This window comes from Roseovarius tolerans (assembly GCF_900109855.1).
In the GTDB taxonomy this organism is placed as follows: Bacteria; Pseudomonadota; Alphaproteobacteria; order Rhodobacterales; family Rhodobacteraceae; genus Roseovarius; species Roseovarius tolerans.
Genome location: NZ_FOBO01000011.1, coordinates 12,521 through 31,918, shown reverse-complemented (window position 1 = coordinate 31,918; position 19,398 = coordinate 12,521). Strand labels below are relative to the sequence as shown.

15 protein-coding genes are annotated in these 19,398 nt (G+C 56.1%); 10 read left to right on the top strand and 5 right to left on the bottom strand.

Annotated features, from left to right (window positions below):
- Window positions 1-2 precede the first annotated feature (2 nt).
- The 10 genes from BMX04_RS11705 (at window position 3) to BMX04_RS11660 (ending at window position 9,559) form a co-directional block, all read left to right on the top strand.
- Window positions 3-281: a VirB3 family type IV secretion system protein gene (locus BMX04_RS11705; protein ID WP_074786727.1), complete on the top strand. Its 279-nt coding sequence runs from the start codon at window positions 3-5 to the stop codon at window positions 279-281.
- On the top strand, window positions 271-2,631 hold the full coding sequence (locus BMX04_RS11700; protein ID WP_074786725.1) for a VirB4 family type IV secretion/conjugal transfer ATPase: 2,361 nt from the start codon (window positions 271-273) through the stop codon (window positions 2,629-2,631). Before BMX04_RS11705 ends, BMX04_RS11700 begins: the two co-directional genes overlap by 11 nt.
- Window positions 2,632-2,781: 150 nt before the next feature.
- The gene (locus BMX04_RS11695) at window positions 2,782-3,930 is read left to right on the top strand and encodes a lytic transglycosylase domain-containing protein (RefSeq protein WP_074786723.1); all 1,149 of its coding nucleotides are present in this window, start codon (window positions 2,782-2,784) and stop codon (window positions 3,928-3,930) included.
- Window positions 3,927-4,706 (top strand): type IV secretion system protein, encoded by a 780-nt coding sequence (locus BMX04_RS11690; RefSeq protein ID WP_074786721.1) that lies wholly within the window; start codon window positions 3,927-3,929, stop codon window positions 4,704-4,706. Before BMX04_RS11695 ends, BMX04_RS11690 begins: the two co-directional genes overlap by 4 nt.
- 4 nt (window positions 4,707-4,710) lie before the next feature.
- The gene (locus BMX04_RS11685; RefSeq protein WP_074786719.1) at window positions 4,711-5,361 is read left to right on the top strand and encodes a VirB8 family type IV secretion system protein; all 651 of its coding nucleotides are present in this window, start codon (window positions 4,711-4,713) and stop codon (window positions 5,359-5,361) included.
- Between the two features lie 3 nt (window positions 5,362-5,364).
- Window positions 5,365-6,060, top strand: a complete 696-nt coding sequence (locus BMX04_RS11680) for a TrbG/VirB9 family P-type conjugative transfer protein (protein ID WP_074786717.1) — start codon at window positions 5,365-5,367, stop codon at window positions 6,058-6,060.
- Entirely contained in the window at window positions 6,053-7,369 is a 1,317-nt protein-coding gene (locus tag BMX04_RS11675) for a TraB/TrbI/VirB10 family type IV secretion system protein (RefSeq protein ID WP_074786715.1), read from the top strand. Before BMX04_RS11680 ends, BMX04_RS11675 begins: the two co-directional genes overlap by 8 nt.
- A gap of 2 nt (window positions 7,370-7,371) precedes the next feature.
- Entirely contained in the window at window positions 7,372-8,367 is a 996-nt protein-coding gene (locus BMX04_RS11670) for an ATPase, T2SS/T4P/T4SS family (protein WP_074786713.1), read from the top strand.
- Window positions 8,360-8,551 carry a DUF4177 domain-containing protein gene (locus BMX04_RS11665; protein WP_074786711.1) on the top strand — a complete coding sequence of 64 codons (192 nt, stop codon included), beginning with the start codon at window positions 8,360-8,362 and terminating at the stop codon, window positions 8,549-8,551. Before BMX04_RS11670 ends, BMX04_RS11665 begins: the two co-directional genes overlap by 8 nt.
- A 9-nt stretch (window positions 8,552-8,560) precedes the next feature.
- On the top strand, window positions 8,561-9,559 hold the full coding sequence (locus BMX04_RS11660; RefSeq protein WP_074786709.1) for a TrbL/VirB6 family protein: 999 nt from the start codon (window positions 8,561-8,563) through the stop codon (window positions 9,557-9,559).
- A gap of 125 nt (window positions 9,560-9,684) precedes the next feature.
- On the opposite strand, the gene BMX04_RS11655 is transcribed toward BMX04_RS11660, so the two are convergent.
- The 5 genes from BMX04_RS11655 to BMX04_RS11635 all read right to left on the bottom strand — a co-directional run bounded on the left by BMX04_RS11655 (window position 9,685) and on the right by BMX04_RS11635 (window position 19,224).
- Window positions 9,685-12,387: an AAA family ATPase gene (locus BMX04_RS11655; protein WP_074786707.1), complete on the bottom strand. Its 2,703-nt coding sequence runs from the start codon at window positions 12,385-12,387 to the stop codon at window positions 9,685-9,687.
- A 109-nt stretch (window positions 12,388-12,496) separates the two neighbouring features.
- Window positions 12,497-14,773: an nSTAND3 domain-containing NTPase gene (locus tag BMX04_RS11650; RefSeq protein ID WP_074786705.1), complete on the bottom strand. Its 2,277-nt coding sequence runs from the start codon at window positions 14,771-14,773 to the stop codon at window positions 12,497-12,499.
- 186 nt (window positions 14,774-14,959) lie between these two features.
- Entirely contained in the window at window positions 14,960-16,837 is a 1,878-nt protein-coding gene (locus tag BMX04_RS11645) for a type IV secretory system conjugative DNA transfer family protein (RefSeq protein ID WP_074786703.1), read from the bottom strand.
- A complete protein-coding gene (locus BMX04_RS11640) occupies window positions 16,830-18,647 on the bottom strand; it encodes a relaxase/mobilization nuclease domain-containing protein (protein ID WP_074786701.1) in 1,818 nt (605 codons plus the stop codon). The genes BMX04_RS11645 and BMX04_RS11640 overlap by 8 nt, the downstream gene beginning before the upstream one ends.
- Window positions 18,634-19,224 carry a hypothetical protein gene (locus tag BMX04_RS11635; protein ID WP_074786699.1) on the bottom strand — a complete coding sequence of 197 codons (591 nt, stop codon included), beginning with the start codon at window positions 19,222-19,224 and terminating at the stop codon, window positions 18,634-18,636. Before BMX04_RS11635 ends, BMX04_RS11640 begins: the two co-directional genes overlap by 14 nt.
- Between the last annotated feature and the right edge of the window lie 174 nt (window positions 19,225-19,398).

The window sequence follows — 19,398 nt, the reverse complement described above, 5'->3', positions numbered from 1 at the left end:
ACATGGCAACGCAAACCCTTCTTTTCCTGGGCCTAATCCGGCCACCAAAGCTCATCGGGCTGCCGATCATGTATGCGATGGTCTGGCTCTTCGGGTTTGTGTTGCTTTTTCTGTGGATCCAAAGCTGGCCGGTGATCATCGCCGCCGCTCTGGCCTATCCCGCCCTGTGGAAAGCGGCTGACTGGGATCCTGCGTTTCTTGAAGTGCTGGTAACCGCGCTGCAGGAAACGCCACCAACACCAAACCGCAATATCCATTCAGGGGACAGCTATGCTGCGTGACCCTTCAGATGATCTTGCCATGTTGCCAGACTGGGCGCGCAAAGAGCGCCCCATGGCCAGCATGCTGCCCTATGTCAGCCTCGTGGATGACAGAACGATCCGCACGCGCGGCAATGCCCTCTTCCAGTGTATCCGCCTCGATGGCGTCAACAGCATGACCAGCGATGACGCGCACCTAGAGAAAATCCGGGCACTCTTCGCTGCCATCATCGCGCAGATCGGGCCCGAATATAGTTTTTACGTGCACAAGGTTTCAAAAGCGATAGAGACCACGCTGCCGCCGGTGCCCGACGAGGGATTTGCGCAAGCGCTCGATACCCGGTGGCATGCAGCCATGGCGCAAGCAGGCCTGCGCGACAAAACACTCACGCTCACGGTTCTAAAGCGTCCGCCGCTGGCCGCGCGGCTGCGCCTGAAACGCACAGACTCAATCGCCCAGCTAAAAGACCAGACAGCTAAGCAATTGCGCAAACTCAGCGAGGTCGTCGGGTTTCTTCTGTCGTCCTTTACCGAAATGAACCCGCGCCTGCTCGGGGCCGAAAGCGGCGAGTTGCTGGGCTTCCTTGGTGCGCTCAACATAGGTCAAGAACGGCCGCTCTTCGCAAAATCGCGCTTTGGCATCGTTGCCGAGGATGTGGCCAACACACGGGTCACGTTTCAGGGCCGCAGCTTCACGCTGGACGACGGCGCGGCAGGCAAGCGGTTTGGCACCAGTTTCGCGATCAAGACTTATCCTGCAAGAACCAGCTGCACCATGTTCGATGAGCTCAACCTGCCCATCGACATGGTGGTCACCCACTCCTTCACACCTATCAACGGCAACATCATGGCCAGCCGGATCAAGCGACAACAACGCCTGATGAAGGCCAGCGATGACGGAGCCATCTCACTGGCCGAAGAACTGGTCGACGCGCTGGATGATCTGGAATCCAAACGGCTCAGCTTTGGTGATCATCACATGACGGTCACCGTCTTTGCGGAAACCGAAGAAAAGTTGGAGACCATCGCTGCCGAGGTGCGCAACATCGCCGCCAGCGAAGGCGTCAATCTGGTCAACGAGAGCTTTGCCGCGCGCACTCATTATTTTGCGCAACACCCGGGCAATGGGCAGATGCGCAGTCGCAAAGCCGCCATCACAAACACGAATTTTGCCGACCTTGCAGCGCTTCATCGCAGTCAGCTGGGCAAGGCTGGCCATAAAGTGCCCTGGGGCAAACCGATCGCCCTGTTCCCGACACCAGAGCGCTCGGGCTTTCTCTTCAACTACCACGAGACTGGCCAGCCCGACAAAGAACCGACCGGTGGTCATACCTTGATCCTTGGCCGCCCAGGTTCTGGCAAATCAGTTTTGTCTGCTTTCTTGATGACCCAGGCCCGGCGCTGCGAAGCACGGGTGTTTGTGTTCGATTATCGCATGGGCATGGAAATGGCCGTGCGCGCGAATGGCGGGCGCTACAGCGCAATCAAGGCTGGCGAAGCAACTGGCCTCAATCCCCTTCGCACCGAAATTGATGGGCGCGGCCAAGCTTGGCTCTCTGACTGGCTCGCCACGCTTTTGCACCGCGCGGACAAACCGTTAAGCCCCGTCCAGATCAACCGCATCCAGGAAGTGGTGCGCCAGAACGCAGGTGCTAGTGAGGCTGCGCTGCGCAACTGGCAAGACCTGGCTTCCCTCTTCGTCGCAGGTGCCGATGAAGGAGACATGTTTGAACGGATCCAGGAATGGACGGCCGATGGGCGTTATGGCTGGATCTTCGGGCAAAGCCTCGAGGACAGCTTTTCGCTCGAAGGCGATGTGGTGGGCTTTGATCTAACCGGCATTCTCGACAGCGAAAGCGAGAAAGAACGCATGGCTGTCCTGTCCTATCTGTTTCGGCGGGTGGAACGCGTCATCGAGGATCGCAAACCGACGCTGATCATCATCGATGAAGCCTGGAAGGCGCTCGATAACCCGTATTTCGCGGACCGTCTTAGCAACTGGCTTGTGACCGCGCGCAAACAAAACGCGGTCGTCGTGATGATGACCCAATACGCAAGCCAGCTCGAGAAAACCCGAACAGGCAAAACGATTGTCGAGGCCGTTCCGACGCAAGTCTTGCTTCCCAATATTCGTGCCTCGGCCAGTGATTACGAGATGCTTGGGCTCACTGACAAAGAGCTCAGTGTGCTGCTCGGCACGGGCAGCAATTCCCGTCTGGCGCTGGTGCGCGATGATCAAGGCTCGGTCGTGATCGACGCCGATCTCAGCGCCCTTGGCCCGTATCTCACGATCCTTGGCGGCATGGAAAAAGGCGAAGCGCTGGTCGGCGCGGATTATCGCCAGAACCCTAATTTTTGGAGACCGATTTGATGCGCAAGCTTTTCACCCTGACACTCACCCTTCTGACCCTCACGGCCTGCGCGGAATACCGGCCGTCTGAGGCAGAATGTTTCACCTCCTTTGCCGAAGTCAGCCGCAGTAATTGCAATTTCGAGATGCTTGGACCGATTGGCGTCCTGAATGAATAGCCTTTGCCCGCATATCCTTGCGGGCTTGGTATCGCTCGTAGCGCCCATGGCGTTTGCGCAAGGCGTGCCGACCTTTGATGCAGGCATGTTCTTGCAGCGTGAACGCGTGTTGAACCAAGGCGCGCAGGATCTGGCTCTACAGCAGGACCGCCTTTCCAGAGAAGACGCGCTAGAGCAGCTCGAAGAGGAACAACTGCAAGCTCTGGAAGACATCCTCGATGCATCCACGCTCGGCAGCGGAAATTCAGGCGTTCTGGTCGCCAGTTTGGAAGCAGGCACTTCACCGGGAAGTGCTGCAGATGCGCTCTACGGCGCGATCGACCCTAACCCCGGCGCTGCCCAAATGTTTGGCGATGCCGCAGGCTCTATTGAGCAGCTGATCATTCGCGCGGCGATGGAAACGCACAATATGTCCGGCGTGCGCGCGGCGGGCCTGTCCCCTAAGCAATGGCGCTGCCTGTTGCAGGCGCTGATCTGGCAAGAAAGCCGTTTCACAATTGGTGCGCGCTCCCCCGTGGGCGCGTTTGGCCTTACCCAGATCATGCCAGGCACAGCACAAGATCTCGGGATCTATCCCGCCTATTATGAAAACCCCTACATCCAGGTCAACGGCGGCGCACGCTATCTGGCGCAGATGCTGGCCATGTTTGACGGCAACATCATTCATGGACTGGCCGCCTACAACGCGGGCCCTGGCAATGTGCAACGTTATGGTGGCGTGCCGCCTTTCGCAGAAACCCAGCATTACGTTCAGGTCATCCCGGAGCGCTACAACCTTTACCTCGCGCGCGTTGGCGGCGTCGATGCGCTTGGCACCATCGATCCGGTTTTACTCGCAAATTCTACCATGAGCCTCACCTCCTTTGGTGCGGGGATCTATGGCGATTATTCCATGGTCTCCGTGCGCGCGGCAGCACTGCGCGTGCAGGACATCATCACCCGTATTGGCGAAACCGATGACATCCATGCGGCCATGTCGCTCAACACCTATGCCCGCGCTGAACTGGCCCGCCTAGTAGCAATCCGTACCCGCCTCAAAGCCACTCATACCCGCCCCCTTGGCGCTGCCGAGCTGGCCATGGCCGCCGCGCAAGCTCGTGAACAGGACTTCATGCAATTCGATCTGGAGGCACTTCAATGATCCGTATCATCTCAGCCATCATCACCTGCGCAATGCTCGCGGTCTCACCTGCAATCGCCCAAGGCGTGCCGACGATCGACACCCGCAACATTGCGCAGGAAATTCGCCAATTGCAGCAGATGCTCGAAGATTTTGGCATTCAGACCGATCAGCTCGACACGCTTCTCGAACAGCTTGATCTAGTGCAGCAGCAACTCGACACGTTGAACGAAACCTACGCAGCCCTGACCGGCGCGACGGACATTATCGAAATGGCCATGGGCGGCGATCTCGACGGGCTTCTCGATCAAGAGTTCGGCGATCTTCTTGGCACCATCCGGCAAATCCAAAGTGGCGATTTCAGCGGCCTTATCGGCAATGCCGCCCCTCAAATGGAAGGCCGTATGACGCAAGCCCTGGAAGACGCGGGCTTTGATCAAGACAGCCTGTCGGACATGGCCAGCAGCGGCAATCCGGGGGCTGAACGTATTGCCAGCCAAGCAGGCACCGGGGCGATGATGTCAGCGGCGGCCGAGAACAGCTACGATGAGGCCGCGCAATCTCTGGAACGGGTCGGGCAGCTGGTCTCGCTGATCCCGGACATGGAAACGCTCAAGGAAGCCGTAGATCACAACACCCGCGTTACCGCCGAGCTGGCCATCGCCATGACGCGCATGTGGGAGTTGGAGGCAATCCAGACCGTCGGCGCAGGCCAATCCGGCGTTGTCGATGCCGCCACGCTGGCTGAAGAGCGCCGCTATATGGACTTCACTTTGCCAGACCTACGTGCGGATTGATCCCATGAGCAACGAGGCAGAGATCATCGAAGAAGAACTTGTCTATGGGGCGCGACGCCGCGAGCTCCTTTGGCAAAAACTAGGTCTGACAGGCATGGGCTTTGGCATGGCAGGTTGCCTTGCCGCTGCCCTCGTGGCCCTGTTCGACGTGGACCCGCCGCCCATGATCGTGCCCTTTGATTCTGAGACCGGCATGGCCCTCCCCAATGCCATGGTTGAAGCGATCTCACTCAGGGAACGCCCCGCAATCATCGAGGCACAGGTCTACCGCTATGTCATCGGTCGAGAGACGTATAATCAGCTCGACAATGACGTGCGCGTGCGGCGGGTCCTAGATCAGTCGGATGGGGCGGCAGCAACAGGTCTGCGTGCGCTCTGGACCAGTGGTCACGAGGCATATCCACCCAACAGCTACGGCACAGATGCGCGGCTCGAGGTCGAAGTGCTCTCGATCACCCATATCAGCGCAAACCGCGCGCAGGTGCGCCTGCGTAAACGCCTCAGCACGCCGCGCGGCAATCAAAACGGGCTCTTCACCGCAACGCTGATGTTCGAGTTTCGACCCGAGAACAGCCGGTCGATCGACGACGTCTGGCAAAACCCTTTCGGCTTCACAGTCACTGAATACGCGATCCGCTCGGATCGTTTGGAGTAACCTATGCCACGCCTGTTCTTGATCCTTGCCATCCTCCTTCAGCTCGCTGGCACCGCCCATGCAGAAACCCAACCGCGACAGGGCCCCTATGATGCCCGCGTCCGGCTGGCCACCTATCAAGATGGGCAAGTCTATCGCATCAGCACCAGCCTAACCCATGTGACCAGTATCGAATTTGGCCAAGGCGAGACCATCCGCTCGATCATCGCGGGCGACACCGAAGGTTTCCTTTTGGACGGCGTACCGGGTGGTCAGGCTTTTGCAATCAAGCCGGTCTCGCGCGGCGCGCATACCAACATCACCGTCTACACCAACCGGCGCAGCTATTATTTCAACGTAACTGAGGCGAGCTCACCGACGTTCTATGTCATCCGCTTCACCTATCCCGATTCTGCCCCTCAGCAGACTCGAGCTGCCGCAAGTGAGCCCGCGAACCATGCTTACGGGGTCAGCGCGCGATCAGAGATCACGCCGCGTGAAATCTGGGACGACGGTACATTCACGTATTTTCGCTTTGCCGCAAACGCGCCGCTGCCCGCGATCTTTCGTTGGTCCGGCGGCAATGAGCGCAGCGTGAATGCGCTTGCCCAAACAGACGGCATCATCCGCGTTTCAGGTGTCAGTGATCGTTGGGTACTACGGCTTGGCAAGGATGAGATCTGTGTGCAGGAGATGAGCGAGGCAAATCACAATGAGTGAAACGGCTGAGTTGAATAAACGCCTAGAAGTTATTGAAGAGACTACACAAAAGGCCCGCAAGAGATCGCCACTTCTGACTGTAGCCGTCGCCATCGGGGGCATCGTTGCCCTCGGCAGCCTGTTGTTGCTGTTCTCCGGTGGCTCAGAACAGGAATCCCTTGAAACCGCGTCGCCTGATGAATTCCAAGCGGCCGGACCGGGCTTTGGCGTTGTAGAGCCCGGCCCTGCACCGATCGATACAACGCCGCCTCCATCGGAGCCGGGACCCAACTTAGAGTCCGAAGAACTGCGCGCGCAAATGGATGCGATGCGCACCGAACTCGAGGCATTGCGCAATGCGCCAGCACCCGAGGCCCCTCCGATCGATACCGAAGCATTCGATACTCTGAGCGCAGAGGTCGATGCCCTGCGCAGCGAGGCCGCGACCGCCCAAGCCGCCTTGCGCGAAGAACTGGAAGAACGCGCGCGCCAGATCCAGCGGCTACAGAACGATCTGGAACTCGCGCGTCTGGAATCCCCGCGCACGCCCGTACCAACTGGCCCCACTGCCGACGAGCTGCGCCTTCAGGAGCTCGAGCGGCGGCGGCAAGCGGAGCTTGAAGAATTGCAAGCCCGCATCGCCAGCCCGATCATCGCTTTTGGTGGCACCGGCGGCGGAAACAGTGAAACAGCCGCCGAGCAGCGACGGCTTTATGGCGACACCGAGTTTGTCCGCAATGGAGCCGAGCCAGCCGAGGTGACGCAGGCACAGCTGATCGTAAACCCATCCAACACAGTTGTTCAGGGCACGATGATTCAAGCGGTGTTGGAGACAGCAATCGACAGCTCGCTGGCCGGTCAAGTGCGGGCCATAGTCTCAGAAGACGTTCATGCCTATGACGGCTCACGGATCCTGATCCCGCGCGGATCACGCCTTATTGGACGTTATCAGTCTGGCCTCGACATTGCACATCAACGCGTGACCATCGCTTGGGACAGGATCATTCTCCCAAGCAATCAAACCGTTGAAATCAGCGCTTTTGGTGGCGATGAACTGGGTCGCTCTGGCACAACTGGTTTTGTCGACAGCCGCTTTGGTACGAGGTTCGGTTCGGCCGCGTTAATATCGCTGATCGGGGCCTTGCCTGCCGTCGCCGCGCAGAACGCCGAAGACGCAATCACCTCGGACGTGTTTGAGGGCATTGGCGAAGATTTCCAAGACAGTGCGCAAAGCGTAATCGGCGAATATCTCTCGGTCTCGCCCGTGATCTATGTCGATCAAGGTGCTCGCGTCACGGTGATGGTCGACCGTGATCTGGAGATTTTCTGACCATGGCTGCCAGCTATCTTCAAAGCTCATTGGACAAGATCCCCGAGGCGCGTGATCCAAAGCTGATTGAGCTTTGCATCAATCCTGATGGAACGCTTTGGGCTGAGTTTCAGGGGGACCACTTCATGCGGAGCGTCAATCGACAACTCTCGGCGAATGAGATCAAAGACCTTGGCAACCAGATTGCCTCGGCTGCAAACACCACGCTCAGCCGAACCAAGCCTATCGTGTCGGTCAGCATCAGTTACCGCGACCGTCCCATTCGCGCGCAAGTCATTCAGCCCCCAGCCGTTGATGGCGGCTATGCGATTTCTTTGCGGTTCTTCTCAGATTTGCCGTTGGAGCAGATCAAACTGTCATACCTCTTCGGCAAAGAGCGCAGCAATGAAGGTGCGCGGCGCAAGCGCAACGCCGAGCTGCGCGATGTCGTAGCGACGGGTGACATCGATGCCGCAATCAAATTCTGCGTCGTCCATAAGCTCAACATGATCGTATCCGGCGGCACTTCGACCGGCAAGACCGTCACTGCGCGCAAGATCCTCTCCTTTGTCCCAAAGGACGAGCGCATCGTTACCATCGAAGAGGCAGCCGAGCTGCGTCCAGCACAGCCCAATGTTGTCACGCTGATGTCCGACCGCGATGAAGCCACGCGCAGCGCGGATGTGCTGTTAACCTCCACCCTGCGGATGCGGCCGGACCGCATTGTCCTTGGCGAAGTGCGCGGCAAAGAAGCCATGACCTTCCTCGAAGCGATCAACACCGGCCATGGCGGCTCACTGACCACGCTTCACGCCGAAACACCGCAACTTGCGGTACAGCGTCTGGCCATCGCCGCCCTGAAAACCGATGTGCCTATGACCTATCAAGACATGAACGACTACATCACCCGGTCCATCGATGTGATCATTCAAGCCGGTCGCCATGAAGGCGCGCGCGGCATAACCGAATTTTACCTGCCGATTGATCCGGCCCAAACAAAGGAAAAAGCCCATGTTTGAATACAAGATCGAACTGATCAACACCGCTAAGACGAAACCACCGAAGATCGAGACACAGCTAACCGCTCTCGGCCAAGATGGTTGGGAGTTGGTGTCCGTGGTGCCGGATTTCGATGGCGAACATATCCTGAAGGCCTTCCTGAAGCGCGACATCTGGCGTGTCAAACCGACCGAAAAAGCATAGGAGCACCCAATGGGCGTCGTCACATGGATGGTCGAGACAACCGACAACTTTATGGACGACGCGGCCCAAACCACCTTTGGCAACGTCGCTGGCCAGCTTGGCGGCGTCATCGCAGTCGCCTCTACGCTCGCTGTGATCGGCGTCTTCATCAATATGGTGTTTCAATACAAGTCCATGGATGGGCGGACCGCGTTCTGGTTCGCCCTCAAACTCATGCTCATCTCGCTGTTTGCAATGAATTGGGTCCAGTTTAACGCGGTCGCCAGCGCCCTCATCGATGGGCTCGACCAGCTCGCAGGCGGTATGGTGGCTGGGCTCGGTGGCGGCGGTGCTGGGGCTGGATATTTTGCCAATGCTTTTGACGATCTGATCGAAGAGTTCGGTAATTACCTAAACGCCGCCGGTGACAATATGCATTGGATGGCGGGGGCTCTCATCGGCGCGATCGGCGCTTTCCTCCTTGGCGTGATCGGCGCGCTCTGCGGCCTTGTCCTGATCTTTGCGAAGATCATGCTGGCCTTCATGATCGGCATCGCCCCGATCATGATCGCGCTTTCGCTGTTTGATGTCAGCAAGGATTACTTCCACCGTTGGCTGTCCAGCACCGTATCTTACGCGCTCTACCCTCTCGTGATCGCCGGGGTGTTTTCCACCGTCGTCGGCATGTCGCGCTCGCTCATGACCGAACTCGGTGATCCTTCTGGGGCAAGCAACATCGGCGCGCTGGTGCCCTTCTTCATGATGATGTTCCTCGCAGGTGGTATGATCATCGCCACACCGCTGATCGTCCGCTCCATCTCAGGCAACTTCATGATGGCCGGGCCGCCAAGCATTCCTGGACCTAGCGGCTTTGCAAAAGGGTTGATCGGCACAAAGGGTTCTCGAGCGAGGGCGCGGTTTGGAAGTAGATCTAGTGCTGAGATCGCGGGGGCAGGAATACGGCAGGCAGGCAATGCCACCGTTTCGATGGTTCAGAGGGTGGCTGAGCGGGCAAAGCGGTTAGAGTAAGATCGGCCCACAAGAGCCATTCACCGCCGCACAATTAGGTCCCCGGAAGCTGACATTGGTACAACTCGCAGCAATACTCTCTATCGAACGATTGGGATGAACCAGCTTAGCCTACTGACGCAATATCAAAGGAACTCTGGCACTGGACCTTTCTCATACTGATGCCCTTTCTCAAGAATGGCTTTTCGCTCTGAGACCTTCTGGTAAAAATTGCTCAAAGCTTGAAAATCTGCATCGATGTCGACTTTAGTTGGCAGGTCTTGCGGCAAGTCTGCAGCCCTATCGTGCCCGGAGTAATGCGAGCATCGCTTCATTCCCTCGAAGATCGCCGGGTAGTCATCTGAAGGATGATAGCAGGCATGTTTAAGACTTTGGGTCATTACACCTGGCTGGAAACGCTGGATAGTACCGTTGAATAGGATTTCTTCAACGATCCGCTCCCAAGTCTCGCGCATCAGTGTATAGACGGCTACGAGTGAATCGCGAAATTCCTGAACCCCCGGATCATAACCGTCCTTGTACAATTTGGCCTTAGCTTCGTTGAGTTCGCCGATGCGCTGCTTCGCCTTCTTGATGTGATTCGGCTTACCCGAGTCATCAATAATCCCGAACTTGGTTCCACCCAGACTCGACATCCATTCGGTATGGCAGGGAATATCGGCACGGCGTGCTTCATTCTCCATCATGTAATGAAACATGATATTGTGCGTAAAGATGATGACCTGGCGGCCAGCCGAGGCCTCCGCCACAAGCCGCTTTGCCACAGCTTCAATTCGGGAGTGGTCCAGAGAGGAAACCGGATCATCGACTATAATGCCGTGTTCGGCGCCAACCTCGATCAGTTCGGCAAGGAAACATGACAACGCGAGCGCTCTTTGCTCACCCTCGCTGAGCACATCGCTGTTGTTTGCCACACGCTGATGGGCAGTCAGACCAACTTCAATAACACTGTCAGGGCCCGCACTGCGGTCGGAAAGATCGATGGGAATATGCGCGAGCTTGAGTGTATCCAGTTCGGCTTTGAGCTGCGTTTTCAAGCTGTTGGTTAAAATCACGCGGCGACGGGCCGTGAGCTGCCGTGCAATTGGCCCAGAGGCACACAGCTTGCGCGCCTCTTTGATCTTGAGCAGTTCCACGAGCTGTTTGAGCCGGGCGACCACAAATTCGATCTCCTCACTCAGCTTTTTTGCATCTTTGAGCGCCGCCTCTTGGGATGCGAGCGTTGTCATGCGCTCTTCATCGTCATCTGCGTTTTCCAGAGCATCGATCTGCGTCTGTAGTTCTTCAAGCGCTGCATCGATCTTTTGGGTGAGATCGGCTTGGACAGCTTCTACAGCATCCGCCCCATCAAAAATGCCCACTGCGATCATCGCCTTCACTGCCTCAAGACGCGAAGCAAGAACACGGTAGCCAAGAGCAAGCTCATCAACAAATGCCTGATGATCATCGCTCAACCCACCATATACGCCAAGAAGCGTTTTGGTTTGATCCGGCGTGCGAATGCGGAGAGTATTGATCGAAGCGACAAGCACCTCGTAGTCTTCTGTGGCTTTCTGACTGTCGCTGGCAGTACGCCCTGAAATATACTCATCGAACTTCGCCATCCGTGATGCTGCGTCAGCCTCCAAAGGTTGTTGGCAAAGGACGCAGGCTTCGCCAGTGACCAGCTTGGGGTCATCGCGCTCAGGGAAAGCCTCACCGGCGAAGTCACGGGCATAGATCAGCATCAGTCGCCAGGATTCCGAACCGATTTCCCGGATTGGCATGCCTGCTCCCAGGCCTTGCGCTGCAGCCTTGGCCGCCTCGGCCTTTGTCGTCATATCGGTGTGGGCATCTTTGATCTTTGCAATGCCATCATCCGCAAGAAGTCCAAGGTGACCGGAAAGCTCCGTCTTTATATTCTCTAACTCTTGCTTCGCCGATCTGTGAGACCGCAGCCGCACATTAGGATCATCGCGAATTTCATCGCTCACGCTCTGGAGAGCGGCCTCCTTTTCATCATTCCATTCGGAGAGCGCGCGCAGGCCCGCTTCATCGGGCAGATCGGCTAGCTCTGTTTCAGCGACGAGTTTTGCAAGAACCTGCGAGACAGCGGTGCCATCCGTATAACCAGTAGGTAGTGGCGTACGGATCGCCACATCGATCCCGTTTTCCCGCACCTCAAAATGACCGTCCAGCGCCTTTGCTGCCAGAGCGAGCTTGTTCAAAAGGTCGAGCTCATAGGGCAGGAATTCAACCTTGCGGTCTTTGTCTACGTAAACGCGCGCCGTCGCCGTATCGAATACGGATATCCTTGCTAGTTCTGCCGGAGACGGATCGCCATGTCGCCAGGTTGTCTCTTGGCGCTTGGGTTTGTCGCCTTCCATACCGAACACAAGGTCAACTTCTGGTGGGTCGGCTGCGGCGGCTTCATAAACATTGCCTTTGAGGTCCTGAGGACTGAGAGACCTGCAAAGCTGTTTAGCTATTCGGCAGTAGCCGCTTTTACCTGAAGCATTGGCACCATAAACAAGTGTGATCCCATTTTTCGCGAATTTGATCGGAGGCTGGTCGCCTGCTAACCGGTCTACCCGACGGACCGGTCCAATCGCACCAAGAATTGTGCGTGGCGCGTCGGCAGCCGGATCAGCTAGGTGCTCCGCAACTAGGGGAGTAACCGCAGCGACCTCGTCGTTGATCAGTTCGGTTGCCTTTTCAACAACCCTTCGCAGGTCCGACAAGTCTTCTTTGCTCAACTCGCCTGTTGTCGCCAGCCGTCGAAGCGCATCCTTTTGCCAGTCGGGGCGTACTTTTTGATCAGACCAAGTAATAAGCTCCTCAAATGCCATTTAACTATTGTCCTTATAAATGCCGAACAGCGATGCGCCGCTGTAGGTTCGCCACAAGCTAAGCCAAGTGGCCGTTACGAGAAAACGCAGAATCGTTGGAGCAAGAGAATTATTTAGAAAAAGTCGAAAACAAGCTTTCGAGGTCTTTATCGGAGAACTCTGCGTCGGGGTTACTATTTTGCCCGCGAGAACTCGGTTGGTAATCATCATAATCAGGCACTTCAATTTCACTGATTTTCTCTTGTACCACCCTTTTCGCAGTTTCGGCACTGCGACCAGTGTGCTGTGCAATGAACTCCAGCATCTCTAGGTGCTCATTCAGCTGACTTTCGGAAGAAAGGTCAGAGATTCTTTCTGAAATCTCATCAAACTCATAGTCAATCGCGGAGTTGATCGCGTCCTCGATGGGTCCGAGATCAATAGCGTCACCAAGGTGCTCGGCTATGGCGTCATTCACGGCGACCAACTCGTCCATCGGAACGCCGGTTTCGATTGCCGTCATCAGAACGGCTTTAACTGCTGTTAGCAGTTCTTCTTTGCCGTCAACATCATCATCGACAAAGCTTGAAATCCTCCAATGAAGTTCTGGCAATTCTCTGGAATCTCGTGACGCATCTACCTCAAGGGTATCGCTCTTCAAAACTGAGATTGCGGCATCGAGAAAATCACGGTCGCCAGAGTGCTCAAACAGGTCGAGCAGAAGGGATCCGCGATCTGCTATAGCGAGGTCATCGAGTTCGCGGTACCAATAATTGTACTGCTCCAACTTCACCTTTTTGAAATTGGGAATTTGGCTCAGTTTGGTTGCAAAATAGAAGAATGCCTGCGCCAGAGCTCTTAATTTATCGGGATCGGTCTGGAGCGTATACTTCAAGTGGTTCCACAGATTCTGAGCCCATTCAGCCCGAACACAAAGAGTCGGGAGTAGGCGCAGAAAGTCTCCATCAGATAAATGCTCCTTTAGAAAGTCGCGGACTGATGGGTTCACAAAACGTACTTGGTTCCCGGATATAGCAACAAAACCCGACTCTAGTGATTTAAGAGCTTCTTCGAAGTCCTCTGGCTTTGACGGCTGAGAATAGTGTTCGCAGATCTTATAATGTAGCGCATTGAAGTTTTCCCGCAGAACCTCAATGGATTGACGATATTGATTGCCAAAGTAGAGTGCCACAAGCAGATTCTGGCAGCGCATACTGAGACTGCGGTATGCCTTGGCCCAGATCAGCGCAGGATTTTCTAGGGTCTTGAAGACAAATTTTGGATAGGCGGATGGTTCCAAATCCTCAGGACATTCGGCAGTAACATACGCGATTAGGCGCGGATTGTAGTTTGGGTGGTCGACGATCTTCTTAAGCCAATCATCTTGAAGCAGAGCTTCTACATGGTCACCATTCAAATCTGACGCGGCAAGATGGTTGAACAAGATACGCGCTTTGATTGAGCGAGTATATTGGCCAACATCCAGCAAAAATTTTGAGAGCTGGAAGCGGCCTTCATCCATATGATCTGAAAGCCGTCGGGCTTCCTCAAAAATGTGCGCGCGCGTGGTAAGAATGAAACGGGAGTTTTGGGATGCTCTAACGCGTTTCACAAATCTCGCAAGTTGCCCATCCCGTTGAACAAGCGCTTGGCGATCGAGTTCAATCTGACCGAGAAAATCGTCAAAAAAGAAAATGGTTCGCTTTTCCTCATCGAGTTTGGCAAAGCCATCGTCGAGAGATCTTATCGCGCAAAATTGCCAGTCGTCATTGAGATAGTGATAGGTGAGCATTTTGGCCAGCGTGGTCTTCCCCACCCCTGGCGGGCCAGACACAACGAGGACACGATGTCGTTCGAGCTTTACAAAAGCGGCGTCAAAACTTGGGTTACGAACATATACTCGCAACTCGTCCAAGATTTCAGCTTTGGTCGCTGCCGTGTGTGCCTCAAGACCTGACTGCAGCACTTTCTCCAAAACTGCCGTACTGGTCATCCAGAGTTTCAGATGTGCCTTTTCGATGTCGGGGTGACGCTTCAGCGCGGCCTCAATGTCTTCCGCCCCCCAAATGTCTTCTGGACGTTTTAGGCGGTCACCTAACACATCTGCCAGTTCGTCGCTGCGTGCTGGTGTCAACGATTGAGACGTCAAAAAAATGTAACGCCTTGGTTTGAGAAGATCGATCTTCGGCACTTCCTTTTTCAAAGCCGCCTTCAACTGAGAAAAAGTTGAATTCAGATAATGCTTACACTGAAGAATGGTCGACTTAGGACCCTTGGAATGCCTGCCATCGACACCGCCATCAGCTCCTGCGCCAAACGCAGAAAACCGCTGCCCGGTTTCAGCTTGCAGGATATCACGACAAATATCTTCAAAATCCGGAGGTGACAGATTTCCAAGCCTATTCATGTCACAATCCCACCAACTATTTCGTTAATAAGTCTACACTACCAGAACTGCAATTGGATGAGAAAGTCAGCATAGTCCACACGAAGGGGGCGACTCCCAATCCACATTACGACCTCCCGCGAATGCCTGCTTAACTAACAAATCAAGTGTAACGATACCAGTGGAGCGAAAGTCCGGTTTCCACCATCACCCCCGAGCGGCCCCTTCCATGAACTTCTCCACCCTTTCAGTTCCAGCCTGATAATCAACCAAACTGGCCTTATCAGCTGACTGTGCATTTTGGCTTCCAGACGCCAAATCCTCAATCTCATCGCGCCGTTTCCCGCCACTGGCAATCTCCTTTGGCACCTCTAGCGCCCCGATTTTCGCCTCCAGTGCCTTGATCTGACCCTGCAGCCCGCGCATTTGATCCCCAGCTGAGGGGTATGGCAGATCGCCGGTCTGTTTGTCGAATATCTGCTTAAAAAACCAGTCATCGTAGTATTTTATCCGCTTAGCGCGCACCGGCATTTGTGCGTCGACGACCAAAATGATGTCATCAAGATCCATTCGTCGCGCCTCATCTTCTGGTAACAATGCTGTTTCCTCGGTCCGCTCGGACATGCTGCGCCCGGCGAAGGGGTTGCGTCCAACCGAACGCGAACGGGTCACGACGCGTTTGGTGGTCTTGCCGACGGCCTTGCTCAGCTCCTCGATGGTCTTCTCATCCGAGGGCGTCAGATAGAGCTTGATACCTGCGTTGCCCTGCAAAGCACGACGGGCATTTTCACCGTAGATTTCATCGAGTGCGGGGATGGTCTGGGTGACGATGGCAAGATTGGCACGGTAAGATCGCAGGGTTTCGATGCTATCGAGGACGATCGGCATTTTGCCTAGGCGATTGAACTCATCAAGCATGATCATCACCGGCCAAGGCTCGTCCTTACCCGGTTCATGGTTCTGCAATGATGCCAACAAGTCTGAGAAGAACAGACGGATCAGCGGCGCGAGCGGTTTCACCATCAGCGGCTCAACCACTAAATAGACGGAAAACGGCGTCTTGCGGATGTCTCTGAAGTCAAAATCCGAGCTTTGGGTCACGCGATCGATCGCAGGGTTTGACCATTGCTTGAGGCCTGAGGTCATCAGAAGCGACAAATAGGAGGTCAACGTGTCATTGTTGGTCGATGCCATGCGCATGAATATCAGTTTGGCGGCTGGACTGGCCACCTCGTCAGCGCGACGGCGGTATTCTTTTTGTTTATCACCGCCTGAAGCAGTGATCCGGTAGATCTCGCCCAAGGTCGGCCGTTTGCGCTCAAACGCCAACAGGCCTGCCGCCACAAAGAGATCAATCCCACCGTCGAGCAGACCTTGCACGCGGTCGCTTTCAGCCTGCAAAAAGAGTGACGCCAAGAGCTGCAGTTCCATTTGCTGCCGATCGACATTCTCGAGCGCCGCGATGCGCAGCAAAGGGTTGTAGCGGTGCGAACGACCGTCTTTCCAGTCTGTCGGCGCGAACCGAAACACTTTGTCGCCCTGCGATGCTCTGTGACGCGATGTTGCCTCGAAGTTCTCGCCTTTCACATCGAGCACGACCGCGCTGCCCTGATACGTCAGAAGGTTCGGGATAACGAAACCCGTCGTCTTACCGCGCCCTGTCGGGGCCACGATCAAGGCATGCGGGAAGACCTTGGACATGACGAATGGCTTTCGGCTCTTGGGCTTGCCCATTTTGCCCAGGATGAAGCCGTGGCCGGTCTTGCCGAAAAAGCCATTCCGCTTCATCTCGGACATGTGCTGCCAGTGGGTTTCACCGAACTTGGTCAGCGCGTCGTTCATCAATACGGCGCTGAGAAGAACACCGGCAGCGGTGCTGATCCCGATGATTAAGTGGACGATCTGAATACCGTCTGGCTGGGTTGTACGCAAATCCGCGTAACCGCGTGCCAACATCAGAAAATCAATATCCGCGCCAACCCCGAACCAGTGGAAGGTCAGATAGGCGGAGGCCAGCACATAGCCCAAAGCAGCGCCGAGCAGGGCAAAGCTGAAGACGCCAAGCGCGATCCGCGTTTTACCCATGTGTCACGCCTTTCTCTCCGTCCGCATCAACGTGCCGCTCGCGTTGAACGTCGACCTCTTCATTGGCAATTTCATCAAGAACGTGCTCCATCGCTTCGCTGTTCGCCAAGGCAGCATCGCTCTGAAGATAAGCCTTGGCCGCATAGAGCTGGTCCAGACGGTCTTCAATATGCTCGTCCAGCGGACTCTCGTCGCCAATCGCAAGATCAGGAACATGTTCTTTACCAACCAGGTCTTCCAACTCGGCCCGCAAAGTTTCGCGTTCCTGATCATTCCGAAAAGGATCCGTGGTCGGATATTCTCTCAGTCGGTCGAGAATTTCAGAAGTGAGGGGTGGCAATCGATCGCTGATGATTTCCCGTTCAATGGGCTCTACGTCCTGTGCCTCCCCACTGTCGTTGAGAACATCTGCCTCCGCCAACACACGACCCAAGTCTGTGTGGATCTGATCAAGGCGGTCGATCGCTCGTTCGAGCTCGTCGGGGCGTGATACGTCAAAGCCCTCGCGTTCAGCGATTGCCTTCAAATCCTGCCCAAGCCACTGCCGCTCCAGAGCAGCGTTTCCCGCGCCGATTTCGATGCGACGGGTCACCTCTTGCACACTGATGCCAGTGCCTTTCAAAGCGACCTCGAGACGCTCAGCCAGATCTGGATCCCGCAATGTGTCTGCTACCTCGGCCTGAATGTTGACGGCAGAGTAAATTCCGCTCTTTGAAGCATCCTTCAGCAATGTGTGGGACTGCGTGCCAATCGGGCTGAGATGCGACAAGGAGCGATAGATGTCGTTCAGCCCGTGTTCGAGCTCGGCCCGGCGCTCGACTGGGGCCTCGGCGACAACACGCTCGGCCTGGCCAATCTTGTCATGGAAAGCATCCACGACCTCATCAAACGAATGCTGTTCTTCTGCCATGCCATATACCTTTCCATCTGCTTCAATTGGTTTTCCCTGCGCCAAAAGCATCGCGGCCTTGTCCAGGGCTGCCGCGATATCAAGTTGGTTCTCACGCGTGGCTTCGGCTGCCAGGCCGCGATACAGCCGCGCGTTCTGCGCTACTTCGGCCAAGGCGCGGTCGAGCTCTGGTCCCACGCGCTCCCGTTCGCTTAGCGCTTGCCCTGTGGCTGTCGCACGGCGATATTCTGTATCGCTTGCGCTTGTTGTCGTGACCCCGCGCTCGACCTTGCGGGTCGCCTCAAGCCGCAGCCCGTAGCGGTCAGACACCTCGACCATCGCCTCGCGGAAACTGTCGTAGTTGAAGTGGTGCCCCTGCTTGAGAAAGAAGAACTCGCCGTCCTTGCTGCGCCGGTTCAGGACGATATGTGCGTGCGGGTGATCGCGGTCTTCGTGCACCGCAGCGACGTAATCGAAGTGACTGCCTTCGCCTTGAAAGAACCGCTCGCAAATCTCGCGGGTAATCTCGGCTACGTCCGCACCGCGCGTCCCAATCGGGAATGCCATCAATAGGTGCGAGGTATGTCCCAGCTTTGGATGAAACCCCTCGTTCCACTGCGCCGAAAACCGACGTGTGACCTGCTCGATTTCTTTGGCTGACAACACATTTTGGCCGTCATAAGTGCCACGGCTGTCGATGATAAAACTCGACTTCGTGGTGAGATATTCCAGCTGGTTGCGCAGCTGCGCTTTGCTGTGCGTCCCGCCGTCGCGAATGCCTTTGAAGATCGCGGGCGAATGCCCCATGGCAGCGCGCGCCATCTGCTTTTGACGCTGACGCGGCACGCTTCCGCGAATGCGGCTCCAGTCGCGATCAAAAAAGGCATCTTGGGCTGCGACAACGGCACTATTCCGGACCATCGGCAAAGCCTCCCAGAACGCGAGCAACCTCTTCAGACAGAGCACTGCGGCGACGCTGCGCCATGTCCTGAACCTGGTCCGCGATGTTGAAGATCAATCCCGCCAAGGCACGAACCTGGCCATGTGCAGAATTGCCATAGGGTGGCGTTTTGCCCTGGCGCTTCGCCTCGTTCAGGCGCTGCGCAATCTGGTTAATGTTGTTAGCGGTGCGATTGAGCGAGGCCGACAATCCCTGCATCTGTTCGGCCAACTCGTCATCGGGAACAAACAGGTCATTGGATGCATAGATGAGCCTCCGCAGCCCCTCCGCGCGGCTGGCGATGTCATGCCGCGTAAGAGCCGCATCAAAGCCCAAGAGCTCTTTCGGGGTGAGCCGGACATTCACCAATTCAGACCGCACGCGCCCGTCCAGTTTGCGGCTTTGGTCGGCCTTCAATGTGTAGAAGATGCTGCGGGTTGTGACGCCAAAATCACGGGCCAAATCCTCGACCGGGATGCCCTCAGCACGCTTGCGCACAATGGCAAAACGCTGGGATTGCGTCAGTCGTTTGTGCCGTGGTGCGCGCGGTCGGACCATGTGAAGTAATCACCCCTATTTCTTGCCAGCATCATACAGGCAGCCCTGTTATGGCATTTTGCCATAATTGATGCAATATTATAATATTGGATCAACTGCCTGTATCCCGTTTGGAGCGGCCGTAGGTTGCGACCGCCGGGCCAAGCCCGGCCCCATGCGCAAGGCATGCAGCAC